This window comes from Streptosporangium becharense (assembly GCF_014204985.1).
GTDB lineage: Bacteria > Actinomycetota > Actinomycetes > Streptosporangiales > Streptosporangiaceae > Streptosporangium > Streptosporangium becharense.
Window position 1 is genome coordinate 2509076 of the sequence record NZ_JACHMP010000001.1, and the last position, 20323, is coordinate 2529398.

16 protein-coding genes are annotated in these 20323 nt (G+C 72.4%); 2 read left to right on the forward strand and 14 right to left on the reverse strand.

Annotated features, from left to right (window positions below; translation table 11 throughout):
- Positions 1-37: 37 nt before the first annotated feature.
- From F4562_RS10795 to thrC, 9 genes are all read right to left on the reverse strand, one after another.
- On the reverse strand, positions 38-703 hold the full coding sequence (locus F4562_RS10795) for an L-threonylcarbamoyladenylate synthase (protein ID WP_184539068.1): 666 nt from the start codon (positions 701-703) through the stop codon (positions 38-40).
- A gap of 130 nt (positions 704-833) precedes the next feature.
- Positions 834-1688: a peptide chain release factor N(5)-glutamine methyltransferase gene (prmC, locus tag F4562_RS10800; protein ID WP_184539066.1), complete on the reverse strand. Its 855-nt coding sequence runs from the start codon at positions 1686-1688 to the stop codon at positions 834-836.
- Positions 1689-1696: 8 nt separating this feature from the next.
- Positions 1697-2749 (reverse strand): peptide chain release factor 1, encoded by a 1053-nt coding sequence (gene prfA / locus F4562_RS10805; RefSeq protein WP_184539064.1) that lies wholly within the window; start codon positions 2747-2749, stop codon positions 1697-1699.
- A gap of 111 nt (positions 2750-2860) precedes the next feature.
- Positions 2861-3079: a 50S ribosomal protein L31 gene (gene rpmE / locus F4562_RS10810; RefSeq protein WP_184539062.1), complete on the reverse strand. Its 219-nt coding sequence runs from the start codon at positions 3077-3079 to the stop codon at positions 2861-2863.
- A gap of 246 nt (positions 3080-3325) precedes the next feature.
- Positions 3326-3970 (reverse strand): response regulator transcription factor, encoded by a 645-nt coding sequence (locus F4562_RS10815; RefSeq protein WP_184539060.1) that lies wholly within the window; start codon positions 3968-3970, stop codon positions 3326-3328.
- Between the two features lie 12 nt (positions 3971-3982).
- Positions 3983-5299: a sensor histidine kinase gene (locus tag F4562_RS10820; protein WP_184539058.1), complete on the reverse strand. Its 1317-nt coding sequence runs from the start codon at positions 5297-5299 to the stop codon at positions 3983-3985.
- A gap of 393 nt (positions 5300-5692) precedes the next feature.
- On the reverse strand, positions 5693-7723 hold the full coding sequence (gene rho / locus F4562_RS10825; RefSeq protein ID WP_184539056.1) for a transcription termination factor Rho: 2031 nt from the start codon (positions 7721-7723) through the stop codon (positions 5693-5695).
- A 465-nt stretch (positions 7724-8188) separates the two neighbouring features.
- Positions 8189-9187: a homoserine kinase gene (locus F4562_RS10830; protein ID WP_184539054.1), complete on the reverse strand. Its 999-nt coding sequence runs from the start codon at positions 9185-9187 to the stop codon at positions 8189-8191.
- 236 nt (positions 9188-9423) lie between these two features.
- On the reverse strand, positions 9424-10482 hold the full coding sequence (gene thrC, locus F4562_RS10835) for a threonine synthase (RefSeq protein WP_184539052.1): 1059 nt from the start codon (positions 10480-10482) through the stop codon (positions 9424-9426).
- A 170-nt stretch (positions 10483-10652) separates the two neighbouring features.
- Here thrC and F4562_RS10840 point away from each other — a divergent pair, with 170 nt between their 5' ends.
- Positions 10653-12302: a glycosyltransferase gene (locus F4562_RS10840; protein ID WP_246473403.1), complete on the forward strand. Its 1650-nt coding sequence runs from the start codon at positions 10653-10655 to the stop codon at positions 12300-12302.
- 25 nt (positions 12303-12327) lie between these two features.
- On the opposite strand, the gene F4562_RS10845 is transcribed toward F4562_RS10840, so the two are convergent.
- Complete coding sequence (locus tag F4562_RS10845) at positions 12328-13707, reverse strand: MFS transporter (RefSeq protein WP_184539050.1); 1380 nt, start codon at positions 13705-13707, stop codon at positions 12328-12330.
- Between the two features lie 94 nt (positions 13708-13801).
- Between F4562_RS10845 and F4562_RS10850 the strand changes: the two genes are divergently transcribed.
- Positions 13802-14599, forward strand: a complete 798-nt coding sequence (locus F4562_RS10850) for an SAM-dependent methyltransferase (RefSeq protein WP_184539048.1) — start codon at positions 13802-13804, stop codon at positions 14597-14599.
- Here the strand turns inward: F4562_RS10850 and F4562_RS10855 are convergent.
- The 4 genes from F4562_RS10855 to F4562_RS10870 all read right to left on the reverse strand — a co-directional run bounded on the left by F4562_RS10855 (position 14583) and on the right by F4562_RS10870 (position 20296).
- Positions 14583-16346 (reverse strand): glycosyltransferase family 2 protein, encoded by a 1764-nt coding sequence (locus F4562_RS10855; protein ID WP_184539046.1) that lies wholly within the window; start codon positions 16344-16346, stop codon positions 14583-14585. The genes F4562_RS10850 and F4562_RS10855 overlap by 17 nt on opposite strands.
- Positions 16343-17497, reverse strand: coding sequence for a glycosyltransferase family 2 protein (locus F4562_RS10860; RefSeq protein WP_184539044.1), 1155 nt, complete (start codon positions 17495-17497; stop codon positions 16343-16345). The genes F4562_RS10855 and F4562_RS10860 overlap by 4 nt, the downstream gene beginning before the upstream one ends.
- Positions 17498-17963: 466 nt before the next feature.
- Positions 17964-18782, reverse strand: coding sequence for a polysaccharide deacetylase family protein (locus tag F4562_RS10865; RefSeq protein ID WP_184539042.1), 819 nt, complete (start codon positions 18780-18782; stop codon positions 17964-17966).
- A 221-nt stretch (positions 18783-19003) separates the two neighbouring features.
- Positions 19004-20296 carry a homoserine dehydrogenase gene (locus F4562_RS10870; protein ID WP_184539040.1) on the reverse strand — a complete coding sequence of 431 codons (1293 nt, stop codon included), beginning with the start codon at positions 20294-20296 and terminating at the stop codon, positions 19004-19006.
- Between the last annotated feature and the right edge of the window lie 27 nt (positions 20297-20323).

The window sequence follows — 20323 nt, forward strand, 5'->3', positions numbered from 1 at the left end:
TATGGATCATGTGGCCGTCTTGGAACGGGAGGCCCGGTCAGTCGTCGGAGCCGGGGTCGGCGTCGGTCGCGACGTAGCCGATGACCCCGCGCAGCTTCCCCACCGGGATGGCCCCCTGCCGCAGCAGACGCGGAACCGCCGTGGTCAGGTCGAGGATGGTGGAGGGCACGTCGTCGCCGGACGGCCCGGCGTCGAGGTAGACGGAGACCGAGTCGCCGAGCTGCTTCTCCGCGTCGGCGGCGGTGGTGGCGGCGGGCGCACCGGAGCGGTTGGCGCTGGAGACGGCCATCGGCCCGGTCTCCTTGAGCAGGTCGAGGGCCACCGCGTGCAACGGCATCCGGAGGGCGACGGTGCCCTTGGCGTCGCCCAGATCCCAGGAGAGCGACCGGTTGGCCCGGCAGATGATCGTCAGCGGGCCGGGCCAGAAGGAGTCGACGAGGTCCTGGCCGTACGGGCCGAGATTCTCCACCAGGGCGTTGGCGGCGCGTACGGTGCCGACCAACACGGGCACCGGCATGTCACGGCCGCGTCCCTTCGCCTCGAGCAGCGCGGTCACCGCCGAGGGCGTGAAGGCGTCGGCGCCGATGCCGTAGACGGTGTCGGTCGGGAGCACCACGAGTTCGCCCCGCCGCACGGCGGACACGGCCTCGCTCAGGCCGGCGGCCCGCTGCTCTGCGTCGGCGCAGTCATAACGTCGGCTCACTTTGCCTCCTCACCCGGCGGCTCGACATCGGCGGGCCGCAGACCACTGTGGTCGCCGACCGGCCCGTGACAGGCGGAGCGGGTGTCCGCCGGCCCACTCCCGGCCGCGGCGTGCCATCTTATTCCGGCTCTCACTCCTGACCGAAACGAGCGGTCACGAAGCGGTCTCTGCGCGTGAGGTCCTGGCGGTTGCGGACGTCACGCCAGCCGTTCTCCTCGGAGAAGACCAGGTAGACCTGGGTGCCTTGCTGGTCGGCGTGCTCCACGGCGACGAAGCCGCCGGGACGCAGCAGGCGCCGGGCGGTGCGTTCGACCGCCCGGACCTCGTCGAGGCCGTCGTTGCCCGAACCGTACAGCGCCCGGTGCGGGTCGTAGTCGCGGACCTCGGGATCGCGCGGGATCGCGCCCGGCGGGATGTAGGGCGGGTTGGAGACCACCAGGTCGACCTGTCCGTCCAGCTCGGGCAGGGCGTCGGCCAGGTCCTCCGGGTGCAGGTGAACGCGGCCCTGGCCGTGCTCGATGATGTTGCGCTTGGCCCAGCGGTAGGCGCCCGGGTCGATCTCGACCGCGTGCACCGTGGCCAGGGCGACCTCCTGGGCGATGGACAGCGCGATGGCGCCGGAGCCGGTGCCCAGGTCCACGACGACCGGCGAGGCGACGTCCATCTCCCGAAGCCGGTCGATGGCCCACCCCGCCACCATCTCCGTCTCGGGACGGGGTACGAAGACCCCCGGCCCGACCTCCAGGGACAGGTAACGGAAGTAGGCACGCCCGGTGATGTGCTGGAGAGGCTCGCGAGACTCCCTGCGGGCGACGCCCTCCCAGAACAGGGCGTCGAATTCGGAGTCCTTGACCGTGTGCAGCTCGCTACGGCGTACGCCGTGGACATGCGCGGCGATCTCCTCGGCGTCAGTGCGCGGCGACGGGACACCTGCCTCGGCGAGCCGGGCGGTGGCGAGGGCGATCTCGTCCAGCAGGAATGTCATGGCGGGTTCTATGTGTTTTCGGCGAGCTTCTCCGCCATCTCCGCGTCGAGCAGGGCCTGGATGACGGATGTGAGATCACCGTCGAGCACCTGGTCCAGGTTGTAGGCCTTGAAGCCGACGCGATGGTCGGAGATGCGGTTCTCGGGGAAGTTGTAGGTGCGGATGCGTTCCGAGCGGTCGACCGTGCGGACCTGCGACTTGCGCTCGGCCATGGCGGCGGCGTTGGCCTCCTCCTCGGCGATGGCCTGCAGGCGGGCCCGCAGGATGCGCATGGCCGACTCCTTGTTCTGGAGCTGGCTCTTCTCGTTCTGGCAGGAGGCGACCACGCCGGTCGGCAGGTGCGTGATGCGCACCGCCGAGTCGGTGGTGTTGACGCTCTGGCCGCCGGGGCCGCTGGAGCGGTAGACGTCGATGCGCAGGTCGTTCGGGTCGATCTGGATGTCGACCTCCTCGACCTCCGGGTAGACCAGCACGCCGGCCGCGCTGGTGTGGATGCGGCCCTGCGACTCGGTCGCCGGGACCCGCTGGACGCGGTGGACGCCGCCCTCGAACTTGAGCCTGGACCAGACGCCCTCGTCACCCCTGGCCTTCAGCGCGATCGTGACGTCTTTGTAGCCGCCCAGCGGGGTGTGGGTGGCGCTGATGATCTCGGTCTTCCAACCGGCCCGCTCGGCGTAACGCTGGTACATCCGCAGGAGGTCGGCGGCGAACAGCGCCGACTCGTCACCGCCCTCGCCCGCCTTGATCTCCATGATGATGTCCTTGTCATCATTGGGATCACGCGGGACCAGCAGGTGCCGGAGCTTCTCCTCCAGCTCGGGGATCCGCGCCTCCAGCTCCTTGGCCTCGGCGGCGAACGCCTGGTCCTCCGACGCCAGCTCCCTGGCCGTCACGAGGTCGGCCCGGACGCCCTCCAGCTCCCGGTAGGCGGCGATGATCGGGGTCAGTTCCGCGTAACGCCTGCCCAGGGTGCGCGCCTGGTTCGCCTGGGCGTGCACGGAGGGGTCGGCGAGCTTGAGTTCCAGCTCGGCGTACTCACTGAGCAGCTCGTCGAGGTTCACCGTGCGTCCTTCCTTCACAAAGCCCTGTAAGCCTGCCTCATCATCACGAACGCCGACCCGGGGTGCTCCTCGGCGACGAGGGACGCACTCCGAGCCGGCGTCGGGACGGGGCTACTGGCCCGCGGACTTCTTGCCGAAGCGCTTCTCGAAGCGCGCCACCCGGCCGCCCGTGTCGAGGATCTTCTGCTTGCCCGTGTAGAACGGGTGGCAGGCCGAGCACACGTCGGCGTGGATCGCGCCGTTCTTGGCGGTGCTACGGGTGGTGAAGGAGTTGCCACAGGTGCAGGTCACCTGAGTGGTGACGTACTCCGGGTGGATGTCGGGCTTCATTCGTCGTGTTCCTCTCCAGAGCGCGGTCGCCGGGTCGCCACTTTCTCTCGCCTGTGCGGCGTCGCGCGCGATGCACACCGGGGTGCGCGCGGGCGGGAACCGGAACCGCTGCGGTTCGGCTACCAGTGTGCCAGATCCTCCAACCATCACAGGCCACCGGACATTCCCCGCCCCGCCGGTCCGCGTCCGCGTCCGGCGCCGGACCACCTGCTCCGGCGGGGTTTCCCGGCGGACGCGCAGTCGCGGTCAGCGGCCGAGATGGGCGAGGACGGCGAGGACCCGGCGATGGTCGTCGGCGGCGGGTTCGAGGCCGAGCTTGCCGAAGATGTTGGAGATGTGTTTCTCCACCGCACCCTCGGTGACGCGCAGGCGCGCGGCGACCGCCGTGTTGGAGCGGCCCTCCGCCATCAGGGCCAGCACCTCGTTCTCCCGCGTGGTCAGCGACTCCAGCGGGTCGTCGTGACGCCGCCGGTTCAGCAGCTGCACGATCACGTCGGGGTCGATGACGGTGCCCCCGGCCGCCACCCGACGCACCGCGTCGAGGAACTCGGCCACGTCCGCGATCCGCTCCTTGAGCAGGTAACCCACTCCCTCGGCGCCTCCGCCGATCAGTTCGGTGGCGTACTGCTGCTCGACGTACTGCGACAACACGAGGATCGGCAGCCCGGGACGCCGGGCCCTCGCCTCCAGGGCGGCGCGCAGGCCCTCGTCGGTGTGGGTCGGCGGCATGCGCACGTCGACGACGGCGAGGTCGGGCTCGTGCTCGGCGACGGCCGCGACCAGCCCCGGGCCGTCACCGGCGAACCCAACCGTGTCGATCCCGCCGTCGGCGAGGAGCCTGGCCAGCCCCTCACGCAGCAGGACCGAGTCTTCGGCGATCACCACTCGCATGCGGTCAAGTCTTCACCATTCACAGGGCAGTTCGGCCCGGACCGTCGTGGGGCCGCCGGGCGGGCTGTCGACGCTCAGCGTGCCGTCGATGGTCGCCGCCCGGTCGGCCAGCCCGGCGAGGCCGCCCCCGGGGCGGGGCACGGCGGCGCCGACCCCGTTGTCGACGATCTCGACGATCACCCGTTGCCCGTGGCGGCCGACCCGGACGGATCCCTCGGTGGCGCCGGAGTGTTTGGCCATATTGGTCAGCGACTCGGCCACGACGAAGTACGCGATGCTCTCCACCGCGGGTGGCGGGCGGTGGGATATCTCCACCGACAGGTCCACCCGCACGGGCGCGCGGGAGGCGAGGGAGGACAGGGCCGCGCCGAGTCCCCGGTCGGTCAGGATGGCCGGGTGGATGCCCCGGGCCAGGTCACGCAGCTCGGCGATGGCCGCCTTGGTGCCGGTGTGCGCCTGGGCGAGGAGCTCCCGGGCGCTCTCGGGGTCGGAGTCCAGCTTGGCCTGGGCCCGGCCCAGGTCCATCGCGACGGACAGCAGCCGCTGCTGGGCGCCGTCGTGCAGGTCGCGTTCGATCCGGCGCCGCTCCGCCTCGGCCGCGTCCACTCCTCTCGCCCGGCTGGCCCGCAGGTGCGCGGCGCGGGCGGCCAGGCGGTCGTTCCTGCCGACGCCCAGCAGCGCGGTGGCGAGCGCACCGTGCAGCCACGCCGTCCCCCGGGTCGCGTAGACCGCGACGAAGAAGAACGCGATCCCGGCCGGCAGGCACAGCAGCGCTTCGGGCACCGTGGCGATCGGCACCCCGCCGAGAACCGTCAGCGTGTTCCCGCCGAGCACCAGGGGCAGCGGTACCACGGTCAGGCCGAACGCCATGACCCACAGCACCACGACGACCGTGAGCTCCGCCAGGCCGATCGGCAGGAGCAGCGACAGGTAGACCAGGTCCTTCCAGGTCGCCGGGTCACCGGCCATGTCCTTGCAGCGCAGCAGGAGGTTGCGGCCACCGGTGGACCGGTAGGGGTCGGGGATGCGGACGGCGAAGGCCAGGCGGAGCAGCCGGCGCTCCACCATCGCGGCGGCCCGCCAGGCCAGCACGGTCAGCGCGAGCAGCGGCAGCCCGACCCACACCACCGTCAGCACCAGCGACACCGGGATCGCCGTCACGAGGAACACGAAGCAGGCCAGGCCGTACAGCGGGCTCACCAGCAGGTACGGCAGGGCACGCCAGGTCACCGGGTCGACGATCACCCCCAGCGGGCCGTACGGCCCAAGGGGCACGCGCCGGCGCAGCGGCGTCCGCCCCGCGTGCGTGCCCGCCGTCTCGACCGTCATGCGTTCCTCCGTCTCGTACATCCGTCTCGTACGCCCTGGTCACCACCGGTCCGTCGCCGTTCCCGGTCGTCCAGCATGCCGCGGGCGAGGACGGGCCGGAATGGGGCGGGCAGGGCGTCCCGGGGTAGGGATATCCCGAAGCCGGGGGCCGGGCAAGCGGTTCGCCGAAACGCCGGGGTCCGGTCGTGCGGCCGTCCCCGGCCGGGACACCGGCGGGTATCACAGCAGGCCAGGAACGATGGCGGGCATGACGGCGGACGCGGCGGCGTCCCGGCCGGAGACGGGCACCGCGGCGGGTGCGGCCGTTCCCGGCCGGAGACGGGCACCGCGGCGGAACGCCGAGCGCCCCGGCCCCCTTTCCGGGGACCGGGGCGCTCGGCGCACTGCGGGTGATCAGTCGCGGTCGGAGCTGACCGTCGTCTTCTGCACCTGGAGCAGGAACTCCGCGTTGGACTTGGTCTCCTTCATCTTCTCCAGGAGGAGCTCCAGCGCCTGCTGCATGTCGAGCGCGTGGAGCACGCGGCGGAGCTTCCAGATGATCTGGAGCTCGTCCTTCGACATGAGGATCTCCTCCTTGCGGGTGCCGGACGCGTCGACGTCCACCGCGGGGAAGATCCGCTTGTCGGCCAGCTGGCGGTTGAGCTTGAGCTCCAGGTTTCCGGTGCCCTTGAACTCCTCGAAGATGACCTCGTCCATCTTGGAGCCGGTCTCGACCAGCGCGGTGGCGAGGATCGTCAGCGAGCCGCCGTTCTCGATGTTGCGGGCGGCGCCGAAGAAGCGCTTGGGCGGGTAGAGCGCCGTGGAGTCGACACCGCCGGACAGGATACGGCCGGAGGCCGGGGCCGCCAGGTTGTACGCGCGGCCGAGGCGGGTGATCGAGTCGAGGAGCACGACGACGTCGTGGCCCAGCTCGACCAGACGCTTGGCGCGCTCGATGGCGAGCTCGGCGACGGTGGTGTGGTCTTCGGCCGGGCGGTCGAAGGTCGAGTGGATGACCTCGCCCTTCACCGACCGCTGCATGTCGGTGACCTCTTCCGGACGCTCGTCGACGAGGACGACCATCAGGTGGCACTCGGGGTTGTTGCGGGTGATCGCGTTGGCGATCGACTGGAGCACCATCGTCTTTCCGGCCTTGGGCGGGGAGACGATGAGGCCGCGCTGGCCCTTGCCGATCGGGGCGACCATGTCGATGATCCTGGTGGTCAGGATGTTCGGCTCGGTCTCCAGGCGCAGACGCTCCTGCGGGTAGAGCGGGACGAGCTTGTTGAAGTCGGGCCGCTGGCGGGCCTGCTCCGGGTCCATGCCGTTGACGGTGTCGAGGCGGACCAGGGCGTTGAACTTCTCGCGGCGCTCGCCCTCGCGCGGCTGGCGGACGGCGCCGGTGACGACGTCGCCCTTGCGCAGGCCGTGCCGGCGGATCTGCGCCAGCGAGACGTAGACGTCGTTGGCACCCGGAAGGTAGCCGCTCGTCCTGACGAACGCGTAGTTGTCGAGGATGTCGAGGATGCCGGCGATCGGGATGAGGACGTCGTCGTCGCCGACCACGGGCTCGTTGCTGTCGAAGCGGTCGCGGCCACGACGGTTGCGCTCGCGGAACCGGCCGCGGCGCCCGCGGCGGTCGTCGTCGTCGCCGACGCCGTGCTGGTCGTTGCGGTCCTGCGGGCCACGGTCCTGCGGGCCGCGGTTCTGCGGGCCGCGGTCACCCCGGTCGTTGCGCTCGCCACGCTCACCGCGGTCGTTGCGCTCGCCGCGCTCACCGCGGTCGGTGCGCTCGCCACGGTCGGTGCGCTCGCTCCGGTCGGTGCGCTCGCCACGGGTCTGCCCGGCGTCGGCGGCGCGCTGGTCGCCGCGGTCACCGCGCTCGCCGCGCTCACCACGGTCGCCGCGCTCACCGCGGTCGCGGGTGCGCTCGCCACGCTCGCCGTTGCGGGCGCGCCGCTCACGGCGGCTCTCACCGCGCTCGGGGCGGCTCTCGGCGGGGGCGGCCTCGATGACCGGCTGCTGCTCGACGACCGGCTCGGCCACGACGGCGGCGGCCACGGGCTCGGCCGCCACGGGTGCCTGCTCGGTGGCGGGCGTGGCGGTGCGGGAACGTTCCCGGCGGGTGCGCGCCGGGCGCTCGGAGACCGTCTCGGCCGTGGCGACCGGAGCGGTCTGGGTCTCCTTGACGGCGGTGGAGGCGGGGGCGCCCTCGGTGGATACGCCCTGCTTCTCCTGGATGGCCGCGATGAGCTGGCTCTTGCGCATCCGCCCGGTCCCGCTGATGCCGAGGCCGGAGGCGATCGCCTGCAGTTCGGGCAGCACCATGGCGGACAGGCCTGTGCCGGAGCGACGGCGCGGCTTGGCCGCGGGGCGGGCGGGGGCATCGCCGGCCGCCGGCGTCGTGCCGGTGACGTCGGAGAGGAGTTCGGTGGTGTCGCTCACTAATGGGTCCTTCCCAGGGGTCGGGCGTGGCCATGATCAGCCAATCGTCCCGGTGGTGCGATCGACCCGGTGGGACAGACCGGGTCGGGTTGCACGTCGCGATCCTCGACGGCCCATCGAGGGCCGCCGCCACATTCGGAGAAGGGCACGCCCAGGCCGTCACCGTCGAGAGTCATCGACGGCGGGGCTTGGAGGACACCCCTCCGGATTGCTACCGGCAACCAGATGTCGAGGTAGATCGAACGCGCAGGTCCCCTTAAACGCCGCCTCTCGCTGCCCCAACCGAATGTGGCGCATTCGGAGGCGGCGGATTCGGGGAGGCCACTGCGGCGGTCACGCCTCACGGGGTGAGACACGACGCAGCGATGTGTGGCTGACAAGCACGCACCCAACGCGGGGCACCTGGTGCGGCTATCAGCCTAACATCACCAGCGCACACAGCTATTCCCTGAAGGTCGAAGAGGATCAGCGTGTCTCGGGAGAAACAACGCGGGCGCCGTGGGTTTCGACATCCAGTGACTGGATGTGCCAGTCATTACCCACTTCTGCCGCGATCAAATCCTGCGTATCCGCCGTCGAAAACGCAAGAACCGTCGGCCCCGCCCCGGAAACGACCGCGGCGACGCCCGCCCCGCGCAGCCGCCGCACCAGGTCCGCGGTCTGCGGCATCGCCGGCGCGCGGTAATCCTGGTGCAGGCGGTCTTCCGTGGCGGCCAGAAGCAGTTCCGGCTCCGGTCTGGCGGTCAGCGCCGCGATCAGCAGCGCGGCCCGCCCTGCGTTCGCGGCGGCGTCGGCGTGCGGCACCCTGTCGGGCAGCAGTCCGCGGGCGACCTCGGTGGACAACCGGTGGCCGGGGACGAGGACGACGGGTCTGACGTCCTCGTGCGGGAGCAGCCGCACCATGCGCGGTGCGCCGGCGGCGTCGGTCCACGCGACGGTCAGCCCTCCCGCCAGGCACGGCGCCACGTTGTCGGGGTGTCCCTCGATCTCGTTGGCCAGCGCGAACACGTCGTCGTCGGTGAAGGCGGACGACGCCGGCGGGGAGCCGGGGGCGGGACCGCCGTCGCCGGAGGAGCCCTCCGCCGCGTACGGGCGGGCGGCCAGGGCACGGGCCGCGAGGATGCCCGCGCAGATCGCCGCCGAGGAGGAGCCGAGACCGCGGGCGTGCGGGATGCGGTTGAGGCAGCGCAGCCGGATGCCGCCCGGCTGTGGGAGGCCCATCCGGTCGAAGGCGGCGCGCATCGTCGTCACGATGAGATGCCCCTCCCCGGTGTCGAGCCGTCCGGCGCCCTCTCCCTCGACCTCGATGACGACGCTCCGGGAGCCGGGACCTCCGGGCGGCTCGAACAGCTCGGCCTCGACCTCGTCGTAGAGACTCAGGGCGAGCCCCAGCGTGTCGAAGCCGGGACCGAGGTTGGCCGACGTCGCCGGGACCCGGACGACCACCTTGCCGCTACCGGTCATCGGCGCTCCGGAACATGGTCCCTGGGCTGGCCATAAGGGGCAAACCCCTCCTCCTGTCTACCTTGCCTGCGTGTTCCACATTGCGATGCCTGTCATGCTCGGCGGCACGGCGACGGCCCCGGAATCCGTCAGGACGGCCCGGCGGGCACCCGCCGATGGCCGTCACGTGCCCGCCGGACGCCCGCCGGGTACCGGACGGCGGTGGCCGGGCCGGTGCGGCGGGCGCGGGACGGCACCTAGGCGAGTTCGAGCGCGGTGGCCGCGGCGTGCGCGTCGATCGGGATCGTCACAGGGGTGGGAGCCCCCGAGATGGCCCAGTCGGGGTCCTTGAGGCCGTTGCCGGTGACCGTGCACACGATGCGCTGACCGGGCTCGACCAGACCCTGCTGGTGGGCCTGGAGGAGACCCGCCACACTGGCCGCGGAGGCGAGCTCGACGAAGACGCCCTCCTCTTGGGCCAGCAGCTTGTAGGCGGCGGCGATCTGGCGGTCGGTGACGGCCTGGATGACGCCGCCGGACTCGTCGCGCGCGGCCTCGGCGAGCTTCCAGGAGGCCGGGTTGCCGATGCGGATCGCGGTGGCGATCGTGTGCGGGTGGGTCACCGGCGCGCCGTTGACGATGGGGGCGGAGCCGCTGGCCTGGAAGCCGAACATCCGGGGGCGGCGCGTCGCCACGCCGTCGGAGGCGTACTCGTCGTAGCCCATCCAGTACGCGGAGATGTTGCCCGCGTTGCCGACGGGGATGCAGTGGATGTCGGGGGCATCGCCGAGCGCGTCGACGATCTCGAAGGCGGCGGTCTTCTGCCCCTGGAGCCGGAACGGGTTCACCGAGTTGACCAGGGCGATCGGGTAGTTCTCCGACAGCTTCCTGGTCATCTCCAGGCAGTCGTCGAAGGAGCCCTCGACCTGCAGCAGCCTCGCCCCGTGGACCAGGGCCTGGGCGAGCTTGCCCATCGCGATCTTGCCGCGGGGCACCAGCACGGCGCAGGTCAGGCCGGCGCGTACGGCGTAGGCCGCGGCGGAGGCGCTGGTGTTGCCGGTGGAGGCACAGATGACGGCCTTCGCCCCGTCTTCGACGGCCTTGCTGATGGCCATGGTCATGCCGCGGTCCTTGAAGCTGCCGGTCGGGTTGAGGCCCTCGACCTTGAGGTAGACCTCGCAGCCGGTCAGCGCCGAGACCCGGTTCGCCGGAACCAGCGGGGTGCCGCCCTCCAGAAGCGTGACGACGGGCGTCGCCGTGGTCACCGGAAGTCGGTCACGGTACTCCTCGATGAGGCCACGCCACGCCCTGGTCATGATTGCTCCTCCCGCACACGGGCCATCCGCGCGCGTTCTACCTGCGGTGTTGGGCAACGAGTCTACGGGCAATGCACCCCGGCCCGGGATGCGCCGTCCACCTGCTGGACAAATCCGGATATCGAGGTCTACAGGCAACCCTCAGAAACGCCCGCTATGGTCGGCAGGGCTTGACAAGCGATGAAACGGACAAGGGGTGCCACATCATGACGGGCGGTGCGACGGGGAACCTACCACCGATCAGGCACAACGACTACTCCCCCCTCGAGGTGCCCCCGCTCGGCGGGTGGGACCCGCACCTGCCGGTCAGCGTGGTCGTCCCGGCGCGCGGCGGGCAGCGCAAACTCGATCTGGCCCTCGCCTCACTGGCCGCGCAGACCTATCCCGGCCACCTGCTGGAGGTGATCGTGGTCGACGACGGCAGCGAGCCGCCGCTGCGCCTGCCGGAGATCGTCCCGCCGAACACCAGGATCGTGCCGGCCGCCCCGCCGGGGTGGGGCATCGCGCACGCCGTCAACACCGGCGCCGCGCTCGCCGAAGGGCGGATCATCCAGCGTCTCGACGCCGACATGGTCGTCTGCCGCGAGCACATCGAGGCCCTCGCCCGCTGGCACCACCTGGCCGGCTACCTGGTCGCCATCGGTGCGAAGAAGTTCATCGAGGAGCCGCCGGCGGCGGAGCCCGCGCGGGTGCGCGACGCGGTGGAAGCGGGTGCGCTGGAGTCGGTCCTCGACCTGTCGGGGGCCCTGCCCAGCTCCACCGAGGAGACGATCGCCCGCACCGACGGCCTGCGCGCCAGCCGTAACCCGTACCACGTGTGCACGGGGCCGACCGTGTCGATGCGCCGCGAGATCTTCCACGCCGTGGGCGGGCTCGACGCCGGGGTGCTGCGCGGCGAGGACACCGAGTTCGCCTACCGGCTGGCCGCGCACGGTGTCGTGTTCGTCCCCGACATGGCCGCCCAGGCGGTGCACCTGGGGCTTCCCGCGCAGCGTCGCGACCGGGAGGGCGTGGTGCGCGCGGTCGCCCCGTATCTCGCCCACCGCGTGCCGCTCCGCCGGGACCTGCGCAAGGACCGGGGTCGCCACTGGTTGGTGCCGTACGTGGAGGTGGTGCTGCGCGCCGACGGGCCGCAGGACCAGGTGCGGGAGGCGGTGGGGGCGGCGCTGCGCGGAACGGTCGGCGACGTGAGGGTCGCCCTGGTCGCCCCCTGGTCCCGGTTGCCGCAGGGGCGTCCCCCGGCGCCGGACGACCCCTCGTTCGACCTGCTGCTGCTGCGCGAGCACTTCTCCCACGACGAGCGGATACGGCCGGTGGACGAGGTCGCGGCCACCCCCGCCCCGGTCCCGTTCCGCTACACCGGCCCGGTGTCGGTGCCGCTGGGGCACGACTCGCTGGAGCGGATGATCGCCGCGATGCAGGAGGACCGGTCGGGCATGCTCGTCGTCGACCTCGGTGAGGACGGCACGGCGACGCTGGAGCGGACCGAGGCGCTGGGCCGTGCGCTGCTGCTGGGGGCGGACGACGTCGCCGCTTCGATCGAGGCCACCCACGGGGTGCGGCACGCCGACCGGTCGGAGTTCTGGCCCGCCCCGGCTCCCGCCCGCTCCGCGCAGTCCGCGCGGCCCACTCGGCCCGCTTCGTCACCGGCTCCGGCGAAGCCCACGGCGTCCGCGAAGCCCGCGGCGTCCGCGGCGGAACCCGAACGGCGACCTGCTCCCGCGGTCCAGCGGCAGGCAGCCGGGACGGGCCGGACGCGGCAGGCGCCGTCCGGACGCGGATCCCTGCTGGGCAGGCTCCGCGACGCGCTCCGCGACTGAGCATCCGGCTCCGCTCGGAACCGGGTCAGGGCCGGGCGGCGGTCCTCGCGGGGTCGTCCTCCTGCGGCCCCCCGCTCCCCTCCGGCGCCTCGTCCTCCGGCGCCTCGGGAAGGGGCGTGACAAGCCGCCGCACGGCCAGGCCGAAGGCGACGACCAGCAGACCGAGGGTGCCCGACACCACGAACGGCGCGGCCGGGCGCCAGGAGTCGTAGAGCAGGCCGCCCAGTCCGGAGACGATGAGGATGCCGACGGCGCCGCAGAGAGTCTGCACGCCGTAGGCGGAACCGCGGACGGCGGCGGGCACCTGCTGGGCCAGGAGCGGGCCGGCGGTGGTGATGCCGGCGATCTCGCCCAGGCCGATGAGCACGGCCACCAGCATCATGCCGGTGCCCAGCGGGTCGCCGACCAGCAGCGTCGACAGGTACGACACGGCCGCCACGGCCTGGGCAAGGATGACCACGTCCTGCCGCCGCATGCGGTCGCCCAGCCAGCCGAAGAGCGGTGCGGCCACCACGGCCACGGTCTGCGCGATGCCGACCACGGCCCCCGCGCGGGCCAGGGCCTCGGCGGCGGACATGCCGCGCTCGCTCGTGGCGTAGTCGACCACCCACAGGGACAGGAAGCCGGCGACCACCGCCAGGTCCGCGCGGGCGACGAACACCGCCGCGTACGACAGCGCCACCCCGGGGTCGCGGGCGAGCCTGACGCCCTCCCTGACCAGCCGGGTCAGCGGCAGCCGCGAGACGTCCCCGGCACCGGCGGGCCCGGCCCCGGACAGGGTGAACCACATCAGCGCGGCGACCGCGAGGAGGGCCGCCGCGATGACCAGGAACGAGACGCGTGCGGCGCCCGCGGGGGTCATCCCGCCGTCCTCGAACACCTTCGGCAGCCGGACGAGGCCGAGCACGGCGACCATCGCGCCCAGGCCGCTGAACAGGCCGATCATCCCGTACGACCGGCCCCGGGAGCCGTCGCGGACGTAGTCGATCACCACCGTGGACAGCATCGCGCTGAGCGCGGCCACGCCGAGGGCGAAGACGACGCGCAGCGCGACGAGCACGCCGGTGTCGGTGGCGAACGGGAAGAGCGCGGTGCCCAGCGCGCACAGCGCGAACCCGGCCACCACGACGGGCCTGCGGCCGAGCCGGTCGGCCAGCGCGCCGTACCAGGCCAGGCTGGCGATCATCGTGATCTCGGCCGCCACACCCAGGAGGCCGACGGCCTTGCCCTGGTCGGCGCCCGCCACCCCCAGGACGCCGCCCAGGATGTAGGGCTGCGCGGCGGGCACGAACGAAATGATCATAGTTGCGGCGAACGCCATCGACAGGCAGGCCCACATGTTGCCGCGGCCGATGCCGTCGGCGAGGTGGAGGCCGAGAACGCGACACGAGGGGGAGGCGGCCATAGCGCGATCTTGTCAGCTCCCGAAACGCTTCTCCAGCGTTTCGGATGTATATGATCTACGCAATTCCGGAAATGGCGTTACAGGGGAGCGGCGTGTGACCAACCAGATACCCACCGGCATTCAGCCGCATATTCCCAATGTCGCGCGCATGTACGACTACTACCTGGGCGGCAAGGACAACTTTCCGGCCGATCGGGAGGCGGCCGAGCAGGTGCTGAAGGTCGTCCCTGAGATCCGGTACAGCGCGCGCTCCAACCGCGCGTTCCTCGGGCGGGCGGTCGCCTACCTGGCCGAGGCGGGCATCCGCCAGTTCCTCGACATCGGCGCCGGTCTGCCCACCCAGAACAACGTGCACCAGGTCGCACCCGGCGCCCGGGTCGTCTACGTCGACAACGACCCGACCGTCCTGGTCCACGGCAGGGCGATCCTCGGCAAGAACGAGAACGTCACCATCGTCGAGGGCGACGTGCGCCGCCCCGCGGAGATCCTGGCGAACCCGGACGTCCGGGCCGCGATCGACTTCGACCAGCCCGTGGCGGTCCTCCTGCTGGCGATCATGCATTTCGTCCCCGACGAGGACGATCCGGACGGCGTCATCGCCACCTTGCGCGCGGCCATGGCGCCCGGCAGCCATCTGGCCCTGTCGCACGTGGCGATCGACGCCCGCCCGGAGGCCGCGGACGGGGTCACCCAGGTGTACGACCGGGCCTCCTCGCCCTTCGTCGCCCGGACGGGCAAGGAGATCATCCGCATGTTCGACGGCTTCGACGTGGTCGAGCCCGGCATCGTCAACCTTCCCGAGTGGCGTCCCGAACCCGGTGCCGCGGTGCCGTACCGCGGCATCGGCAACTACTTCCTCGGCGGCGTCGGCGTGGTCACCGACGGCGGGTGATGGCCCGCTTGACCGAGGTCAGCAGCCCGTACTGCACGATCTTCCTGGCGGCGGCCAGTTCCTTGCGCAGAGCGGCGGCCTCGCGCCGCAGCTCGCCGACCTCGCGCCGCAACTCGACGGCGCTTCTGCGCCATCGTCCCGCCTCCTCGCGCCACCTGGCCACCTGCCCGCGCAGGCGCTCGGCCTCCTTGGTCAGGCGGGCCACCTCGGCCTCCGCCTCGGCCCGGGCCCGGTAGGCGCTCCGGCGTCCGGCCGGCGGCCGGGCCTCACGGGTGAACCCGTGGCTCTCGCCGTCCACCCAGATCACCCCGAAGGTGTTCTCCACGGCGTCGTCGAGGTCCTCGCCCTCCTCCCGCACGATCGCGGCGCGGGCGAACGCAGCGGTGCGCTCCAGCCGCGCCGCGACGACGCCCGGGACCGCGTCCCCGCCGCCCTCGGACAGCAGCACGCAGACCAGGCCGTACTCCTCGTCCCCGGCCAGGTCGAGCAGCCGGGCCAGGGTGTCCTCTCCCGGCACCCAGCCGACGGGCAGCCGCAACCGGTAGGGCACCGCTCCCGCCGGGGGTGCTTCGCCGGGCACGAAGCGGACCCTGGGCTCGTGGGCGTAGTGGCCGCGGACGAGGACCAGGTCCAGGTCGGGGTCGTCCAGGGGAGCGCGTCCCTCGGCTCCGACGCGGTCCCACGGGCCGGTTAGGGTGACCACGACGTCGGGCACGGTGCCCGCGAGCACGGCGTCGACCGTGGCGCGGACCTCGTCGTAGGCGTAGCCGGCGGTGCGACCGCCCGGGTCCCCGGCGGGGGGCGTACCACCGGCGGCGGTACGCCCGTCCGCGTCCGCCGCGGCGGGCCCGCCCGCGCCGCCGGCCGGTGGCTCGACGACCACCTCCACGTACGGCACCTTCCACTGCCGGGCCGGGTGGGAACGGAGCCAGCGGTAGGACGGGATCCGGTCGGCGACGAACGCGTGGCTCACCCGGTCGATCGAGGCCTTGTCACGCATCCGCATGGTCGGGCCCAGGTGGAAGGCCCGGGAGAGCGGCTCGGGCACGAAGACGGCACCCGCCTGGGCGAGGCGGTAACCCATCTCGGTGTCCTGGCCGAGGACCAGCTCGGTGTCCATCGGGCCCGCCTGGGCGAGCAGCGCGGCGTTGACCGAGGTGGCACCGCCGACGTGCAGGCTGAACGCGCGGTGCGGGCGGGTGGTGAGGCCGTCGGTGCGCTCGATGAGATCGACCAGCCAGGCGTGCGGCTCGGCGGGCTCGAAGAGCCCGGCCAGGTCGTCGGTGGCGGCCACCACGTCCGGCGCGGGCGGCTTCGCCGGGGTGAACCGCAGATACCCGGTCACCACCAGGTACGGCGCGGCGTGGTGCCAGCGCATGTGCGCCTCGACCGACCTGCGGTCGAGGATCACGTCGGAGTCGAGCCAGTGGATCACATCGCCGGTGGCCGCGGCCAGCCCGGCGTTGCGGGCGTGGGCCCGGCCCGGCACGGAGCAGGTGATCAGCCGGGTGTTCCCGGGCCGCAGCTCCGGCAGCCGCAGCGGCGGCTCGCTGCCGTTGTCGACGACGACGACCTCGGTCAGCGCGGCCGGGTAGGTCTGCACGGCGAGCCCGGCGAGCACCAGGTCGAGCTTGTCCTGGCCCCCGTAGGCCGGCACGACGACGCTGACCCGCAGCGACGGGGTCCACTCACCCAGGGGCGGCGGGGTGAGGGTCCGGTAGTCGTTGCCGGTGATCCGCACCGTCATGACGCCTCCAGGATCAGGCTCGGGCGGAAGCCGCGCCACTGGTTCGAGGCCACGCGCAGGAAGTGGGCGAGCGGGAGCCGCCAGGTGTGGTCGGCGCCGACCGAGCGCCGCAGCACGTAGCCCAGGCCGTGGGTGCGGTAGATGCGCGCTCCCGCGGCGTGCGCGGCCTTGAGCAGCCCGGCGTCGACCCCGCCGGCCAGCGGCGGGAATCCGCCGACCTCCGCGAGCCGGGACCGCTCCAGCAGGATCGTGCCCCCGGCCACGTGGTCGGACCAGACCTCGCCGGTGTAGTCGGTGCGGCGGACCGTGGTGCGCAGGGGCTCCAGGTAGAAGAACTCGGGCGCCACGCCCACGATGTCGGCGCCGGCGTAGGAGCGGGCCAGCAGCAGGTCGGCCAGGTGCTCTGGGCCGTACCAGTCGTCGTCGTCCCACTTGGCGACGTACTCACCGCTCGCGCGGGCGGCGACCAGGTTGAGCACCTCTCCGAACGGGATCTCCGCGTCCGCCTCGACCACGGTGACGGGCAGCGGGCACTCGGCCACCGCCCGGCGCACCTCCTCGCGGCCGGCGGGGACGCCGTGCAGGCCGAGCAGGATCTCGGCCCGTACCAGGCGCTGACGGGTGATCTGGGCGAGCGCCGACCCCAGCAGGTGCGGCCGCATGCTGGAGATCACGACGCTGACCTCGGGTTCCGCCGTCCCCGCCGTTCCCGCCGCCCCCGTCGTCGCTTCCCGGCGCCGGAGCGCGAGGCGGCGCAGCCGCACGCTGTGCTCCTCCCGGCGCAGGTCGGTCACCGAGCGCGGCCCGCCGCGGTCCTCCTCGGGCGTCCAGGCGGCGAGCAGGCGGGCCAGTTCCGGATCCACCCAGGCGGGCGACGCCGCGGCGTGCAGCGGGACGCCGGCGGCGGCCAGGCCGAGGACTGCGCCGACCGGGACCTCGGCGGAGGGCCATCGGACGGTCAGGCCCCGCAACGGCCGCAGGCGGGCGATCTCGGTGGCGCCGGGACGGTCGCCGAGCGGTTCGCCGGCCGCCAGCCACCCCCGTTCCGTCCAGGTCAGCTCGCCGGGCCCTTCGGCCGGGGTTCGCAGGAAGCCCGCGGGGGTGGCGGAGGCGGGCGGGGAGATGGGGACGGGACTCGACTGCGCAGGCACCAGCGAAGGATAGCGAGGCCCGGAGATCGCTTCTCACGCGCTTCACCCTTGACCGGGATGATCACTGTTGATCACTCACCGGAGTCACACAGGTCACGGAAACCTTGGAATTTCTTATTTACATATTCTCTGGAACTATGGACGGCCGCAAATAGCCCTATCAATCACTCGGTAACCATAGATAACGGTAGATGCGGTATGGAAGGTAAACGCGGATGCCCACGCCCCAGTAAACGACGCTTCTGGCGGTGACGGCCGGCCCGACGGTACCGATCGCACTGGCGGTCATCGTGGGCACCGGTATCGTCCCGGCGACGGCGGCTCACGATGAGGAGACAGTGGCTCACGGTGAGGAGACGGCGGCTCACGGTGAGGAGACGGCGGTGAGAGGGCACGGGAGAGGGCACGGCGCGGGTCCTCTCCGGCCCGGGGCCGCCGCACCCCTCACGCCGGGCGGCGGTGGGCGTCAGGAGGAGGCGTCCCGCGCGGGCAGGGGGCGGAAGCGGGCGCCGACGGCGTCCTGGAGGGTCTTGACGACCGTGCCGCGGGCCTTGCGCGTGACGAGCCAGTCGAGGAAGGCGTTCATCGTCTTCGGCGAGGTCGAGTAGAGGCCGCAGTCGTCGCAGACGCGGTGGAACACCATGGGGACGAGCCCGCCGCCGGCCTTCTCCGCGTTGAGGACCTGCTGCTTCATCTGCCGCAGCAGGGTGTCCTCGCGGATCGACCCCGGGGTGCGGATCCCGTAACGGTCCTTGGGACGCAGGTCCTCGGCGGCCACGCAACCGGGGCACGACCACTGCTGGAGCCCGCCGACCACGCGGGCCGCGTCGTAGCCGCACTCGCGGGCCACGGCCTTGGCGTCGCCGTCCACCGAGCCGAACGGGTAGGCGAGGGTGGTCGGCCGGTATCCCCACTCCACGAGGGCTCGGCGGTCGTCGCAGATCTGCGGGCGCTGCTCGTTACGGGTCAGCTCGGTGAGGCGGACATGGGTGAGCGTGTGACCGCCGATCTCGTGGCCGCCCTTGGCGATGGCGGCGACCTGGTCGCGGGTGAGCTTCTCGTCGCGGCCGATGGTGTCGGTGTTGATGTAGAACGTTCCGCGCATGCCCCGTTTCTGGAGCATGCGGGCCACCGCCAGGTGGGTGGCGTCGCCGTCGTCGAAGGTGAGCGCGACCACCGTCCTGCCCTTCGGGGCACCGGCGGCCTCGCCGTGGGCGGCCGGAACGGGAAGCGCCACGGCGGCCAGTGCCGCCAGCAGCGCCGCGGCCCGACGAACGATCTTCACCGTGAGCTGTCCTTTCGGGGTGGGTCGGCTCCTGGCGCGCGTCCGCGACCGGCCCGGCGGCACGCTCCGGTACGCGGCCCGGCGGCGGACGATCACCGCAGAGCACCCTACAAGCTCCTACGACCCCGCAGATCCGGTGTCATCGAATATCACCCCGGCCGTGTGCGGCAGCGGGGGACGTCCCGGGCCCGGGACGTCCCCCGCCGATGCCACGTGGCAGGTCAGGGGGCGTCGTCGCCCTCGACCCGCATGACGCTCACCACGTCGCGGACGATGTCGAGCTCGCGCAGTCCCTCGATGGTCGCCGAGAGCGCGGCGTCGGTGGCCCGGTGGGTGACCAGCACGAGCTGGGCGTCGGCGCCGAGGCCCTCCTGCCGGACGGTCTGAATGGAGACGTCTTGCTTGGCGAACATGTCGGCGACCCGGGCGAGCACGCCGGGCTTGTCCGCCACGTCCAGGGAGACGTGGTAGCGCGTGACGGTCTCGCCCACCGGGTGCACGACCAGGTCGGCGTAGGTGGACTCCTCCGGGCCGCGCGTGCCGGCGAGGATGTTGCGGGCCACGGCCACGATGTCGCCCAGCACCGCGCTCGCGGTCGGGGCGCCGCCGGCGCCGGCGCCGTAGAACATCAGCCGCCCGGCGGACTGCGCCTCGACGAACACCGCGTTGTACGCCTCGCGGACCCCGGCCAGCGGGTGCGTCCGGGGGATCATCGCCGGGTGCACCCGGACGCCGAAGGACCGGCCGTCCTCGGAACGGGAGCAGATGGCCAGCAGCTTGATGACGTAGCCCATGTCCTTGGCGCTGGCCACGTCGGCGGCGGTAATCTCGGTGATGCCCTCGCGGTGGACGTCGGCGGCCGTCACCCGGCTGTGGAACGCGATCCCGGCGAGGATCGCGGCCTTCGCCGCCGCGTCGAAGCCCTCCACGTCGGCGGTGGGGTCGGCCTCGGCGTACCCCAGAGCCTGCGCCTCCTCCAGCGCGTCGGAGAAGGAGGCTCCGCTGGAGTCCATCTTGTCGAGGATGTAGTTGGTGGTGCCGTTGACGATGCCGAGCACCCGGTCCACGTGGTCGCCGGCGAGCGACTCGCGCAGCGGCCGGATCAGCGGGATGGCGCCCGCGACGGCCGCCTCGAAGTACAGGTCGGCGTTGTTGGCGCGGGCCGCGGCGTGGACGGTGGCGCCGTCTTCGGCGAGCAGCGCCTTGTTGGCCGTGACGACGGACTTCCCGCTGTTCAGCGCGGACAGGATCAGCGACCTGGCGGGCTCGATGCCGCCGATCACCTCGACGACGATGTCGACGTCGTCGCGGGTGACCAGCGCCTCGGCGTCGGTGGTGAGCAGGGCCGGGTCGACGTCGGCGTCACGCCTGCGGCCCAGTCTGCGCACGGCCACGCCGGCGAGTTCCAGCGGGGCGCCGACCCGCGCGGTGAGGTCATCGGCCTGCTCGTGCAGGAGCCTGACCACCTGGGATCCGACGACGCCGCATCCCAGAAGCGCGACTTTCAGTGCCATCCGGTCACACTTCCCTTCTCGCTCACC